The organism is Thermodesulfobacteriota bacterium, from assembly GCA_026415035.1.
Taxonomy (GTDB): Bacteria; Desulfobacterota; BSN033; order BSN033; family UBA1163; genus RBG-16-49-23.
Window position 1 is genome coordinate 20861 of the sequence record JAOAHX010000023.1, and the last position, 12498, is coordinate 33358.

15 protein-coding genes are annotated in these 12498 nt (G+C 59.6%); all 15 read right to left on the reverse strand.

Translation table 11 applies throughout. The features are described from left to right. Positions 1-3: 3 nt before the first annotated feature. The 15 genes from N3G78_12250 to N3G78_12320 all read right to left on the reverse strand — a co-directional run bounded on the left by N3G78_12250 (position 4) and on the right by N3G78_12320 (position 12488). Positions 4-1116, reverse strand: coding sequence for an efflux RND transporter periplasmic adaptor subunit (locus tag N3G78_12250; GenBank protein ID MCX8118686.1), 1113 nt, complete (start codon positions 1114-1116; stop codon positions 4-6). Between the two features lie 33 nt (positions 1117-1149). Then, positions 1150-2466 carry a TolC family protein gene (locus N3G78_12255; GenBank protein ID MCX8118687.1) on the reverse strand — a complete coding sequence of 439 codons (1317 nt, stop codon included), beginning with the start codon at positions 2464-2466 and terminating at the stop codon, positions 1150-1152. Positions 2467-2485: 19 nt separating this feature from the next. After that, on the reverse strand, positions 2486-3097 hold the full coding sequence (locus tag N3G78_12260) for a TetR/AcrR family transcriptional regulator (GenBank protein MCX8118688.1): 612 nt from the start codon (positions 3095-3097) through the stop codon (positions 2486-2488). A 55-nt stretch (positions 3098-3152) separates the two neighbouring features. Further along, on the reverse strand, positions 3153-3620 hold the full coding sequence (locus N3G78_12265) for a DUF488 domain-containing protein (GenBank protein MCX8118689.1): 468 nt from the start codon (positions 3618-3620) through the stop codon (positions 3153-3155). Then, the gene (locus N3G78_12270; GenBank protein ID MCX8118690.1) at positions 3613-4230 is read right to left on the reverse strand and encodes a hypothetical protein; all 618 of its coding nucleotides are present in this window, start codon (positions 4228-4230) and stop codon (positions 3613-3615) included. Before N3G78_12270 ends, N3G78_12265 begins: the two co-directional genes overlap by 8 nt. Positions 4231-4247: 17 nt before the next feature. Further along, positions 4248-5501: an endonuclease Q family protein gene (locus N3G78_12275; GenBank protein ID MCX8118691.1), complete on the reverse strand. Its 1254-nt coding sequence runs from the start codon at positions 5499-5501 to the stop codon at positions 4248-4250. A 75-nt stretch (positions 5502-5576) separates the two neighbouring features. Beyond that, positions 5577-6668 carry a DUF763 domain-containing protein gene (locus tag N3G78_12280; GenBank protein MCX8118692.1) on the reverse strand — a complete coding sequence of 364 codons (1092 nt, stop codon included), beginning with the start codon at positions 6666-6668 and terminating at the stop codon, positions 5577-5579. A 37-nt stretch (positions 6669-6705) separates the two neighbouring features. Continuing rightward, positions 6706-6963: an EF-Tu/IF-2/RF-3 family GTPase gene (locus N3G78_12285; protein ID MCX8118693.1), complete on the reverse strand. Its 258-nt coding sequence runs from the start codon at positions 6961-6963 to the stop codon at positions 6706-6708. Positions 6964-7000: 37 nt separating this feature from the next. Then, positions 7001-8041 (reverse strand): glycosyltransferase family 9 protein, encoded by a 1041-nt coding sequence (locus tag N3G78_12290; GenBank protein ID MCX8118694.1) that lies wholly within the window; start codon positions 8039-8041, stop codon positions 7001-7003. After that, complete coding sequence (locus N3G78_12295; GenBank protein ID MCX8118695.1) at positions 8038-9006, reverse strand: tetratricopeptide repeat protein; 969 nt, start codon at positions 9004-9006, stop codon at positions 8038-8040. Before N3G78_12295 ends, N3G78_12290 begins: the two co-directional genes overlap by 4 nt. Beyond that, positions 8978-9376 carry a hypothetical protein gene (locus tag N3G78_12300; protein ID MCX8118696.1) on the reverse strand — a complete coding sequence of 133 codons (399 nt, stop codon included), beginning with the start codon at positions 9374-9376 and terminating at the stop codon, positions 8978-8980. Before N3G78_12300 ends, N3G78_12295 begins: the two co-directional genes overlap by 29 nt. Then, entirely contained in the window at positions 9373-9768 is a 396-nt protein-coding gene (locus N3G78_12305; GenBank protein MCX8118697.1) for a response regulator transcription factor, read from the reverse strand. The genes N3G78_12300 and N3G78_12305 overlap by 4 nt, the downstream gene beginning before the upstream one ends. Continuing rightward, complete coding sequence (locus N3G78_12310) at positions 9768-11084, reverse strand: M23 family metallopeptidase (GenBank protein ID MCX8118698.1); 1317 nt, start codon at positions 11082-11084, stop codon at positions 9768-9770. Before N3G78_12310 ends, N3G78_12305 begins: the two co-directional genes overlap by 1 nt. Then, positions 11081-12067, reverse strand: coding sequence for a galactose-1-phosphate uridylyltransferase (gene galT / locus N3G78_12315; protein MCX8118699.1), 987 nt, complete (start codon positions 12065-12067; stop codon positions 11081-11083). The genes N3G78_12310 and galT overlap by 4 nt, the downstream gene beginning before the upstream one ends. A 109-nt stretch (positions 12068-12176) precedes the next feature. Continuing rightward, positions 12177-12488, reverse strand: coding sequence for a hypothetical protein (locus N3G78_12320; GenBank protein MCX8118700.1), 312 nt, complete (start codon positions 12486-12488; stop codon positions 12177-12179). Positions 12489-12498 lie beyond the last annotated feature (10 nt).

Sequence of the window (12498 nt, forward strand, 5' to 3'; positions counted from 1 at the left end):
AGATTATTTCCGGCCGAGGTTGACCTTCAGGCCTTCCCGGAGCTGCTCGTGGCCGGCCACGACCACGCGCTCCCCCGGCTTCAGACCTTTGGAGATTTCCGCTTGGCCGTCGGCCCTCATCCCTATGGCCACCTCCCTTCGATGGGCCACCCCATCCTCGACCACATAGACATAAGGTTTCCCCTCGTGGCTCAGGAGGGCCGATTCGGGGATGAGAATCCCCTCTACAGGCTTGCCCGCCGGGATGGTCACCTCGGCAGAGAACCCGGGTTTAAGCCGAAATTGAGGATTCGAGACGATAGCCTTGACCCGGACATTTCTTGTGGCAGGATCGGCCGTCGGGCTGATCATCTGAAGGAGGGCGAAGTGCCTCTCCGCCGGAAGGGGTTTGACCGAAAAGGTGATTCGGGCCCCCGCCTGGATCCTTCCGACCCAGTCTTCGGGGATGTGAAATTCGAGCTCCAGGGGGTCCATCTGGACAATCCGGAGGATCTCGTCCTTCGGCGCCACATTGACGTGTTCGCCTGTGGCGGCGAGCTTCAGATTGACCACTCCGTCGATCGGGGAGAGGAGCTGGTGATCGGAGAGGTTCTGCCGGGCCAGATGGAGCTCGGCCCTCGCCAGGTCGAGCCTCGCCTCGTCCAGCTTCACCCTCAGGAGGAGGTCGTCAAAGGTCTGCTGGGAGATGACCTTCGACTCCAGGAGCCTCTGATATCGGGCCAGGGTGGTCTGGCTTGTCACCAGGGCGGCCTCCGCCTCCCGGAGCCTCGCCTCGGCCCGCTCTAACTGGAGCCTCGCATCGACGTCATCGAGCTCCACCAAGATCTGACCCTTCCGGACGGGATCTCCCTCCCTGACAAAGATCCTTTTGATGATCCCCGCCTTCTTCGGGCTGAGGACCACCTGTTCGGGGGTCCGGAGGGTCCCGATCGCCGTGAGGGTGCTAACAATCGGCCTGGGATTCACCTCGAGGACCTCCACCCACCGTTCCTCGACCGACTGAGCCAGAGGTCCTTCGGTCTTGCTCGCCCCTTTCGATCCACACCCGGCGAGGACGAGCAGTAGCCCAATGAAGAGCAACCCCCTCGCTCCAAACCTTTTCACTTCGGGCTTCACAGGTTCTCCTTCTTGTCGACCCCTTCCGCCTCCTCACATTCGGCCCATGGCCCGCTCCAGTTTTGCCTTGGCGATGTTAAACTCACTCAGGGCCCCATAGTAGTTGACCCTCGCCTGGGCCAGCAGGGTGACCGCATCGAGCACATCGGTGGCCGTGGCGACCTGATGTTTGTAGCGCTCCTCGTTCATCCTCAAATTCTCCTCCGCCTGTTCGATCGCCTTCTCGGCCACGCGGATGTTCTTCTCGGCAACGACCATCGCCTGATAACCGCTCTTCACCTCCAGGGCGATCCCCTCCACCAGCTCCGTCTTGGCGAGCTCGGCCTGGGAAAGCTTCACCTTGCTCTCCCCCACCTTGTAGGCGGTCTTCCCCCAATCGCCCAGGGTGAGGGTCGCCTGGGCCTGGATGGTCCACCGTTCTCCGCGTGTCCCGCCCACGAGCAGGGGCTCCTCGGAGACCCGGGTATAATTGCCGGCGAGGTTGATGGAGGGATAGAGATTGCTCTTGGCGATCTTCACCGCCTCCTTGGCCTGTTCGATCTTCAACTCGGCGGTCCGGATCTCCGGCCGCTGGCGAAGGGCCTCCTGAAGGGACTCTTCATAGGTCAACGGAAAAGGGGTGTAGCTGAGGATATCGACGATCTTCAGAGGGGTGTCGAGTTCGTTTCGCAAGAGGAGATTGAAGGCGGCCTTCGCCAGGACGAGATCGCTTTCCGCCTTCACCAGTCCCTGTCTGGCATTGGCCAGGCGGACCTCGGCCTGAAGGAGATCGTTTTTCGCCACCAGACCCACCTCGAAGAAGGCCCGGGCCACTTCCAGCTGGGCCTCGAACTGTTTGACGGTCTGACGGGCCACCTCCAAGAACTTCTCGGCCCTCAGAATGTTAAAATAGTCCTCCTTCACCTGTAGGACGATGTCGCGTTTGACCCTCTCCACGTCGACCTTCGAGAGATCGACGCCCAATTTTTCGACCCGATAATTGGAGATCAGGGCTCCTCCGGCGAAGAGGGGCTGGGTGATCGTGGTGCCCAGGCTGAAGACCTCCCGATCGGTATTGACCACGCCCACGCCGGGAACCGAGACCGGCGAAAACCCCACGGTGACCGGATGGTTGTAAAAGGTATATCCATATTGTCCTGTCCATTTGGCGAGGAGATCGGTGAAGGCCCCTCTCCTTCTCAGCTCCGACCCCTTCACCCCCTCCATCGTGGAGCGAAGCTTCAGATTCCGCTCCAAGGCCAGCCGGATGCTTTCCTCAAGGGTGAGCGCTTTTCCGACGTCCTGGGCCTCGACCCTGAAGGCCAACAGAAGGATCCCTATCAGCATCCCCAACCACCTTTTGATCGCCATCGGTCCCCGGCCTCCTTTCTCAACGTTTTGCCCCTCTTAAGAAGATCTCGAGAATGGTCGCTGCCTTGGACGGAAGGGAGTAGGGTTTGGGATGGATCATCCATTCGAAAATGAAGGAGTGGACGATCCCTTCAAAGGCATGGGCCAGGTCGAGGGGGTCCATCGGTTTGAACTCGCCCCTCTTCATCCCTTGTTTGAAGACCTGACTGAGAAGATGGAGGTATCGGACCATCTTATCGTGGATCTTCTTGCCGTACTCCTCCTTGATGAGCCAGGCGAAGCGACTGCTCTCGGAGGTGTAGATCTTGAAAAAATCCCGGTTTCGCTCCATGAATTCCAATTGAAGGCTCAAGACCCTTTCGATCCGCTCCAGGGCGGGGGCCTTTCTCCGGAGCTCGGCCTGGATCTTCCGATAGATCTCATCGGTCTTCTCATCGATGAGGGTGAAGTAGAGTTCCTCCTTCGATTTGAAATAGGTGTAGAGCGTCCCCGTTCCGAACTCGGCCGCCTGGGCGATCTCGCTCATGGGGGTATGGTAAAACCCCTTGGCCGCAAAGAGCCTCTCGGCGGCCCGAAGGATCTCCTCCCGGTGGGTGAGGCGTTCTTTCTCCCGGCGGGTCAGGGTCTTCATGAAGCCCCTTTCATTTTGGGAAATGAAAATTCATTTTTTGAACCGATATTCATTTTTAAAACAAACCCGGAAGGATGTCAACCTCCTCCGGGCCAGGCTCCCAGATCTCCCCGGGCCCGAGGATATGGAGGACCCGCCATCCCCGCCGGATCAGCTCCTCTGAGATCCATCGCCGGTGACATCGCCACGGAAACCTCTCCGCGCAGAAGAAGGCCGTCCGCCTCTTTTGACCGATCCTCTCCAGCCGTCCCATCCCTCTCCGGAAGGCCTCGCTGGCCATGTGGCGGAGATAGCCTTCCTTTCGGAAGCCGCCCAGTTCCTCCCCCAAATAGAGGTAACCGATCCCCTCGGAGGCGAGTTCTCGAGAGAGGACCGGCCTCGAAAAGTGGGGAAAGCGGCTTTGCGGAAAGCTCCGGACATCGACGCCGACCTCGATGGCGTGTTCCCGGAGGAGGTCGACGAATTCCCTGAGGGAGCGGCGGCTCGTCCCCAAGGAGTAGATCACCCGGGGAGCCTTAGGCATCGGAGGGGAGGCTGACAAGCTTGCCGCTCACCTCCAGGGTGTGAAAGATGATCCCCTTGAGGGATTCGAGGAGCCCGAGATAGATGGGGGAGGACTTCGGCATGCAGATCCCCTGGATCAACCGTTCTTCGTGGGCTTCCGAGAACCCGTTGGCGATCTTCAGGATGGACCGCACCTGTTCTCCGATGTGTTGGGCAAGGAATTTATTCCGGGTGCGGATGAGGTCGGGAAGATTCTCGAGCAGGTCCATCGCCACCTGAAAGACCTCGTTGACCTCCTTCACGGCCCGATCGCTGAAGAGAATGTGTTGCCTCACCATCGCCCTCAGGCGATCGACCATCCCCTCCATATTATAGAGCATCCGCTCGAAGATCGAGCTCAGGGAGAGGTAGGGTTTGGCCCAATCCCGCCCCCCTTCGGTGTGGGTGGACCCCTTCTGGATCAGAAATCCCGTCAGGTCAGTGAGCTCGCTCCGGATCTCTCCGATGGCCCGCTCCGCCTCCTCGATCGCCTCCATCTTGAGCGTCCGAAATCCCTTAAAGATCAGCTCCAGCAGGTGGAGCTCGCTCCGGCAGAGTTGGATCAATCGCTCCTCAACCTCCCTCTCCATCGTCCTCTCCTTTCTCCTTAAAAGAGTTTGAGCTGGGCCTCGGCGGCCTCCGAGGCCCTTCGCTTCTCCGGGAAGAGATCGATCTTTCCGTAGACCCCGTCATGGCCCGGCGTGATGGAGACCTTCCCCTGTCTCATCCGGAGGATCCCTTCCAAGATCTCCCGGGGGACGAAGGTGCTCAGTTCTTCGGGCGTGGCCTCCAGGAGGACCCGAAATTCGGACCCTCCTCTCTCCACCAGACGGTCATACTCCATCTCCACCGCTTTGGTCCCCACCCGTACCCCCAAGGCCTCGGAAATGATCTCCTCAAGGGGGATGAGGTGGATCGAGGGGACGGCCTGTTTGGGGACGAAGCCTTCCGGACGGTCCGCGAGCTCCTCGACGCGATGCATGACCCCGATGGTCAACCGCTTCTGACACCTTGGGCAGAGATATTGATGGGCCCGGGTCTGGGCGGGTGAGAAGAGCACGCCGCATTGGCGGTGGCCATCGAAGTGGTACTTCCCTTCCTCGGGGAAGAACTCGATGGTGAAGAGGAGCCTCCTTCGGTCCTTCGTGCGGAGCGTTTCGATGATCGCCCGGTAGTCCAGCTCGCAGTCGAAGCCATTGGCCTCCCGGCCCAGACGATTGGGGGAGTGGGCATCGGAATTGGAGATGAGGGTGACCTCATCCAGCGCCGAAAGCCTCCAGTTCATCTCGGGATCCGAAGAAAGGCCGGTTTCGATCACCCGGATATGAGGGGAGAGCTCGCCGAAACACTCCTCGATCGAATCGAATCCAGAATGGGCCCCGAAGATGGAGAACCAAGGGGTCCAGGCATGGGCCGGGACGATCAGGCAGTCCTCCGAGATCTCGAGGATCATCTGGACGAGCTCTTTCGCTGTGAACCCGAAGATGGGCCTCCCATCGGAGGAGAGGTTCCCGTATCGTCCCAACCTTAAACGGATCGCCTCGGCCACCTCAAAGGTCGGGGCGAAGATCATATTGTGGATGCGCCTGACCTTCCCGCCTTGGGAATAGATATTGCTCACCTCGGTCGTGAGGATGAAATGGACGGCCTCCTCCCCTTTCCTCAACCGAAACAGACCGTTGCCCAGGGGCCTGAGCTTCGATTGCAACTCGGCAAAGTAGGTCGGGTGCGTAAAATCTCCCGTCCCCACCAGGGCGATGCCCTTCTTTTTGGCCCATCGGGCGAGGGTCTCCACCTCCATGTCCTTGCTGGTGGCACGGCTGTACTTCGAATGGAGATGAAAATCGGCAATGAACTTCATGCCGGATCCCCCTGATAACGGTACTCCGAAAAAGGGATGGCTCCAGGCCTCCCCCGAACGGAGGACGGGTCTCCTTCAGGCAGACTCCCATAAGGGGTGGCGGGCGAATCCGGAAAGGCGGCGGATGGCCTCGATCCTTTCCCGCTCCCCGATCTTTGCTTTTTCGATCGCCTCTGCCAAGAGCTCGATCGTCCGATCGTAGGCCTTCCGGTTAACCGGATAGGGATGCCCGTCCTTCCCGCCGTGGGCGAAGCTGAATCGCGTCGGGTCCTTGAAACTGGGGCTTACCCCCTCGACCAGTTCGGCGATGAGGCTCAAGGCCCTCAGGGTCTGGGGACCGACGCCCTCGATGCCCAAAAGCTCCTCGAACCCCTTGGGCGCCCGCTCATGGATCCGCCTGAAGACCTTCTCCAACCGCTCCAGACGGACCCTCTCCCCTGGGACAGGGTGGGCTCGGGGAAGAAAGAGTTCGTTCACCTTTCTCCCCTCGCGAGCGAGGAACTCTGGCCCTTCGTTGGCCACCGCGGTGATCGCCCGTCTGCTTCTTTCGCTTTCGAGGGCAACGAGGTTTAAGCCTCCATTCCGCCGATCGCAGCAGACCGCCCAGTGGGGTTCGCAGACGAAATCCTGCACCCCCTGACTCAACCAATGGTACCGCCGGGCGTACCGGGTTTCATCGTTCATGCCCTGTTGAATGACGGCCCAGTGGCCAGAGGAGGTAAAGAAGAAGGTATGATGGTAGAGGGAGTATCCGTCCTGGAGGGCAGCGCTGTCGACCTTGGCGGCCATCCGACTGGCATAGATCAGGGGGGTTCCGTCGATGGACCGAAGCTGACAGATCTCCTCGATTTCGAAGGGCGTCTGTCTCGAGGCCCTTCCCTTCCCGCCGGCGATGAAAAGCCCCAGCTCTCCCTCCATCCCCTTAAGCCCCTCCTTCAGGGCGCCGCAGACCGTGGTGGTCACCCCGCTCGAGTGCCAATCGAATCCGAGGACACATCCGAAGGCCTGAAACCAGAAAGGATCGGAGAGCCTGAGAAGCATCGCCTCCGGTCCGTGGAGGTCGATGAGGATAAAGGCAATCTCCCCGGCCAGCCTCTTCATCCTCTGAAAGAGCCAGGCAGGCGCCTTCCCCTGATGGAGTGGAAGATGGGCTATCCCTGTCTTCATCGCCTCTCCCCAGGAGATCGTTCTGGAGGGCTCCTCCTCAACCGACCACCTTGTAGACGGTGTCGTGCTCTCTCACCTTCTCCTTGACCTTGATCCCGATATCCGCGCCCGGCCCCGCCTCCTGGACATTTCGGTTCTCGATCTGCATCGATTCCACGGTCTGGGTGAAATCGGTCGTATGGCCCACGATGTGGATCTGGTCGCCTACCTTCAGGGACCCTTCCGAGAGCCGAATGGCGGCCACCCCGATCTTGCCGAAATATTTGATCACCTGTCCCACCTTCTTCTCTTCCATCGCCTTCCTCCTTTCCTTTGGAACGAAATGGACGGGCTTAAACCTTAAGCCCCATCTGACGGAGCCCTTCTATGACGTCGCTTAGGGTGATCTGATCCAGGCAGGCCATCTCTTTGCAGAGAAAGAATCGTTCTTCCGCGCACGGGGTACAGGGCAGGCCCTTCCGGATGACCACCACCTTCTCTCCCCGTGGAGACCAGACCCGGGGATCGGTCGGGCCGAAGATGGCCACGACGGGGATCCGTAGCGCAGCGGCCAAGTGGGAAATCCCGGAATCATTTCCGATGAAGAGCCGGGCTCCCTCCATCACCGAGGCAAGCTCCACCAAGGAGAGCCCCCTGGCGATCACCGGCCGAGGTCCATCCACCTGTTCGAAGGCCTTCTGAACCTCCGGACCTTCGGCAGGGCCGAGGACCACCAGAAACCTTCCCTCCAGGCGAGGGGAAAGCCAGCGGAGAAGATCTAAAAACCGATTCAGGGGCCAGACCTTCTTCCTGCTCCCGCTTCCAGGGTGGAGGAGGATGATCTTGGATCGCTCCTCAGGATTTACCCCGTGGGTCAGCCAGAAATGGTTTGCCCAGTCCCGATCCTCACCTTTTAAAAAGAGCCTGGGAAGCCTCTCCCCGGGAGAGAGGCCGTATTGGGATAGCTGGTTCAATAGATGGTCGGCGAGGTGGACCCCCTCATCCCACTTGGGCAAGGAGTCCAGGTGAAGGATCTCTCCCCGGGAGACCTTTCTTAGATTCTGAATCAACGGGCCTTCCCGATCCTTTCCAAAAACGACGATGAGGTCGAAGCCGCTGAAGAAACGGGAGAGGTCGTGGTCCAACCCCCCCTCCCGGACGAAAAAGCTGGCCATGCCCCTCTGGTCGACCGAATAAATTTCGTCCGCATAAAAACGGTCCTTGGCCAGTTGAAGGATTCTGGGATAACCCATCATCGCTGTCCGGGCCTGGGGGAAGGTCTCGCGGAGGGCAGAAAGGGTGGGAAGGGCCAGGATGAAATCGCCCAGAGCCCCTTGGTGGATGACGATCATCGACCGAACCGTCCTGAACCTTCCCGTTCCGGATGGGATCATCCCCTTTTCTCCAGAATCCGTTCGAGGCGTCTTTTTACGTGCTCATCCTCCGGGGTGAGCTGGAGGACCCTCTCGTAGGCCTGTTGCGCCTTTTTCCATCTTCCGGTCTTTTCGTAGAGGTCTCCCAAGTTGATTCTCGCGAAGAGGTAGTTGGGATTGAGGCGAAGGGCCCTCTTCAATTGGGCGATGGCCTCCGGATACCGCCTCTGTCCGCTATAGAGGAGGCCGAGCTGGTAGTGGAGATCGGCGTATCGGGGGTGGAGCGCCACGGCCCTCTCCAGGTGTCGAATCGCCTCCGAAATCCTTCCGGTCAGCCCGTAAAGTTCCCCGAGATGGGCATGGGCCATCCCGTGGTGAGGATCGAGGCTCAAGGCCTTCTTGAATTCAGCGATCCCCCTCCGGTAGTCGCCGCTATGATAGTAAATCATCCCTTTGTAGTAATAGAACTGGGACGTGGGAGGGATCCACTCGGCCGCCTTTTCCAGGTCCTTGAGCGCCTGGCCGAGCCTCCCCTCGCGGGCGAGGAGGATCGCCACCAGAAGGTGAAATTGTCCCCGGAGACGCCGGAGGTGAGGTTTAACGTCACGGAGGCGCTGGCCCTTTTCGGGAGGCGAGGCCCGATCGGCCTCCGATTTCGGTCTTCCCCCTTGGGCCATCTGGCCTAAGATCTCTCGAAAGAGGGGGGTTTTCGACCTCTTTCTCGCGATGGAGCGGGTGACCGACCTCGCCTCCTCCCACCTTCCCTGCTCCAGATAGAGACAGCCGAGATGGAGGGCGGCCTCCTGATATTTGGGGTTGAGCCGAAGGGCCTCAAGCAGCTCCCTTTCAGCGCCCTCAGGGTCTCCCTGAGCAAAGTGAAAGAGGGCGAGCTGGTGCCGGAGATCCGGGTAATCGGGGTTCTCCGCCACCCGGGCCTTCAACGCCTCAAAGAGCTTCTCATACCGTTTTAGTCTCGGGATTCCCATCGTTGGCAGGGGTTCGTTTCTGCTCTTCCGACTTCCTCCCGGCCTCGGAGGCCTCTCCCCTTTTGGCCTCGGTCTTGAGGGATTGGATCGGAATCCACTGCCCCTTCTCCTTCGCCCAATTATTCAACTGGAAGACCACGTCGACCACCCCCGGGATGCTCCGAATCCTCCTCTCCAAGGAGACCAGGGCCTTGGTGGCCATCGACCGTTTTAATTCCTCGTGACTTTCGACAGCGGAAGCCAGCCGGAAGGCCCCCCGGAGATAGACCACCCCGTTTACTGTCCCGAAATCGATTTTGGAATAATCGATATTGGCCCGGACGAGCAGACGCCGTACCTCCGTTTGAATGACAAAATCCTCTCTCTTCATCGACCCTCTGTTTCAAGGGGGGCCTCAAGGGCCCTTCGGACCGCATCGAGCAGTTCTTCCGGGTCGTAGGGCTTCTTGATGTAGTATCGAACCCCTAATTCCCTGGCCCTATCTTCACCGTTCCTTTCGGGGCTCCCCGTGAGAAAGATGACGGGGATCCGGCCCATCCGTTTCGACTCCTTGAGCTTCTCAACCACGCTGAACCCGTCGCCTGCGGGCATCCGGATATCGAGGATGATCAGATGGGGCTTCTCTTTGTGCGCCATGAACAGGCCTTGGGCGCCATCGTAGGCCACCACGGTTCGATAACCCTTCGACTGGAGCCTGAGGGTCAACGCCTTGACAATGTCCCTTTCGTCATCGATGATGAGGATCTTCTTCTTGGGGGCCATCACCCACCTCCCTTGATGGGGACCCCATCGGATCCTCGTCTCCCTTCTTCGACCCGCTCTCCATTAAGCCAGGCCAGTACCTGATCCCTCCTCTGTTGAAAGCCCTCCATCTTCCTTGGATCGATGGGGTGCCCGAGAGGAAACTTCTCGCTCAGGGGGTTTCTGAATCTCCCGTCCTTCGCCAACCGGTAATCGAGGTGGGGCCCTGTGGAAAGCCCTGTGGAGCCCACGTAACCGATCACCTCCTTCTGCTTCACCTGGACTCCCTTCCGGATCCTCGGCCCGAACCTCGAGAGATGGCCGTAATAGGTCTTGTATCCATTCCGATGGTCGAGGACGACCTGTTTTCCAAATCCTCCGCCCCAGCCGCAGGAGACCACGACCCCGTCGGCCACCGCCCAGACGGGCGTCCCTTCGGGCGCCGCATAATCGACCCCGTAATGGGGCAGGAGGCCTCCAAGGATGGGATGTTTCCTCGCCCGGCTGAAGCGCGAGCTGATCCGGGTAAAACGGAGGGGCGATTTCAAAAAGGCCTTTTTCAACGAGAGGCCCCTTTCATTATAATAGTCGCCCTCGAAATGGATCCCTCGGATCACCCTCTCCCCCCGATGAAATTCGATCGCATGGATCAGGCCATACCGGATGAACTCGCCTCCTTTGTAGGCCTTCTCGACGAGGATCCGAAACCGATCCCCCTCTTTCACCTCCTTGTAGAAATCGATCTCAGCCGAGAGGATATCGGCCACCGAGAGGACCAGGGTCTCCTTCTCTCCGGCAGCCTCCATGGCCTCAAAAAGGGAGGAGCGGATCACTCCCTCGACCCTTTCGAGGCGGGTCTGGAGCGGGACCTCCTTCCTCCTCGCCACATATCCCTGGGGGCCTCGGTCGATCTCATAGATCTCGATCGGGCCGGCCTCAAAGACAAAGGCCACCATCTCTCCCGCTTCATCCGCCGTATACCGGAAATGCCCGGCCTTCAATCTTCTAAAATCGATGAGGGGTTTGAGCAGGCCGACGATCTGATCGACCCGATCCGGAGGAATCCCGCTCCGCCTCAACGAGTCAGAAAAGGAGCCCTTTGGCAGAAGGGCGCCCTCTTTGACCTGGTAGGTCGGTTGAAGGGGCGGGGAGATCTTCTGTTCGATCGTCTCCGCCTCCGAAGGCCTCTGCCTCGATGGGATGGGTTGATGAGGCAGGAGGAAGAGATAAACCGTCAAGGCGATCACCGCCGTTCCGAGAGGGCCGAGCAAGAGGAGTCGCCTAACAAACCTCCTCCGATCCCTTTGAAACCGGTCTTGGAGATGGGGGCGTCTCAAGGGCAGACCTCTCTCAGATAGGTTGCCGCATCCTCCGGAGGCGTCGGGTTAACGAAGAACCCCGTCCCCCATTCGAACCCTTCCCTCAAACCGATCCGGAGACGGGTCTCGATATGCCAGTGATATTCTGGGCGATGGAATCGCTCCTGCACGGGAGAGGTATGGAGGGCGAGACTGAAGGGGGGATCGGAGAGGAGCCGTTCAAACTTCGAAAAGAGCGCTGGAATGATCCGGGAGAGATCCTCCCGCTCCGGTTCGGAGATCCGATGAAAATCGGACCCGTGGGCCTTGGGGAGGATCCACGTTTCGAAAGGGAAACGGGAGGCGAAGGGTGCGAAGACCAAAAAATGGCCGGTTTCGAGGACCACCCTCTTTCGGGCCGCCATCTCCTCTTTGAGGATGTCGCAAAGAATGCAGCGTTCCTTCCTCTGATAATAGTCCATCACGCCGGCGATCTCCTCGTCGATCCGCCGGGGGATGACCGGCATGGCGATGAGGTGGGAGTGGGGATGGCGGTTGAACATCCCCGGGTAATTCTTTAAGATGAGGAATTGAACGAACCGTCGGTCCCTCTCCAGATCGACCATCCTCTCCTTGAAGGCGATCAGGATCCTTCCGATCTGTTCGGGCTCCATGGTCGAAAGGGTCCGATGATGTTCGGGGGCTTCGATGATGATCTCGTGGGCGCCGATGGCCTCCATCATATCGTACATGCCTTCCGGCCTTCGGTCGAATTCCCCTTCGATTCGAAAGAAGGGAAACTTGTTCGGAACGACCCTCACCGACCAACCCATCTCCTGTCGAAAGCAGAAGGTCTCGGGCGGGGTCAGGGCCTCGTTGCCCGGACAGAAGGGACAGGCGCCTTCCCCTGACGGAAATTGATAAGGCGGTTTAAAGGGAAGGTAATCGGAAGGCCCCCTCGGATGGTCGGTCGTCACGACGACCCACATCCGCGTGATCGGATCTCTCCTCAGCTGCGCCATCTGCCCCTTTTCCTTCCTCCCACGCCTTCTCTCGAAGCGGTTCCGTCGCCCTGATTAAAGCAGAAGGATAGAGACCTTGTCAAGGCAGGCCGGGTCTCCTCCGGTGCCATCATTGAATCATCGGGGCGGGAAGGCCCCAGGGATGTTCGATCTCCCTCACCAGCCGATCCCTGCAACTCGGACAGAGGACGAGATGGAACTCCTGGTACACCTCCTTCTCGAGCTCCTCGGCCTCCATCTGCTCCGCCTGCCGGATCAATCGGCGTAGCTGGACCTCTACCCCCTCCTCAGGCTCGATGAGAACGCCATCGAACCCCGCGAAGATCCTGATCTCGGCCACGTAGGTGAGACTCCCTGAAGGGAGGGCTTTGCCGCACCGATAGCATCGTTGCCCTTCCGGGTCGTTTTTGGGCTCGGTCATCTTCGGGCTC

What these genes read in the sequence shown, in the direction of transcription:
- N3G78_12255 (MCX8118687.1), bottom strand. Translation starts at nt 2,466, where the DNA reads ATGGCGATCAAAAGGTGGTTGGGGATGCTGATAGGGATCCTTCTGTTG.
- N3G78_12260 (MCX8118688.1), bottom strand. Translation starts at nt 3,097, where the DNA reads ATGAAGACCCTGACCCGCCGGGAGAAAGAACGCCTCACCCACCGGGAG.
- N3G78_12265 (MCX8118689.1), bottom strand. Translation starts at nt 3,620, where the DNA reads ATGCCTAAGGCTCCCCGGGTGATCTACTCCTTGGGGACGAGCCGCCGC.
- N3G78_12270 (MCX8118690.1), bottom strand. Translation starts at nt 4,230, where the DNA reads ATGGAGAGGGAGGTTGAGGAGCGATTGATCCAACTCTGCCGGAGCGAG.
- N3G78_12275 (MCX8118691.1), bottom strand. Translation starts at nt 5,501, where the DNA reads ATGAAGTTCATTGCCGATTTTCATCTCCATTCGAAGTACAGCCGTGCC.
- N3G78_12280 (MCX8118692.1), bottom strand. Translation starts at nt 6,668, where the DNA reads ATGAAGACAGGGATAGCCCATCTTCCACTCCATCAGGGGAAGGCGCCT.
- N3G78_12285 (MCX8118693.1), bottom strand. Translation starts at nt 6,963, where the DNA reads ATGGAAGAGAAGAAGGTGGGACAGGTGATCAAATATTTCGGCAAGATC.
- N3G78_12290 (MCX8118694.1), bottom strand. Translation starts at nt 8,041, where the DNA reads ATGATCCCATCCGGAACGGGAAGGTTCAGGACGGTTCGGTCGATGATC.
- N3G78_12295 (MCX8118695.1), bottom strand. Translation starts at nt 9,006, where the DNA reads ATGGGAATCCCGAGACTAAAACGGTATGAGAAGCTCTTTGAGGCGTTG.
- N3G78_12300 (MCX8118696.1), bottom strand. Translation starts at nt 9,376, where the DNA reads ATGAAGAGAGAGGATTTTGTCATTCAAACGGAGGTACGGCGTCTGCTC.
- N3G78_12305 (MCX8118697.1), bottom strand. Translation starts at nt 9,768, where the DNA reads ATGGCCCCCAAGAAGAAGATCCTCATCATCGATGACGAAAGGGACATT.
- galT (MCX8118699.1), bottom strand. Translation starts at nt 12,067, where the DNA reads ATGGCGCAGCTGAGGAGAGATCCGATCACGCGGATGTGGGTCGTCGTG.
- N3G78_12320 (MCX8118700.1), bottom strand. Translation starts at nt 12,488, where the DNA reads ATGACCGAGCCCAAAAACGACCCGGAAGGGCAACGATGCTATCGGTGC.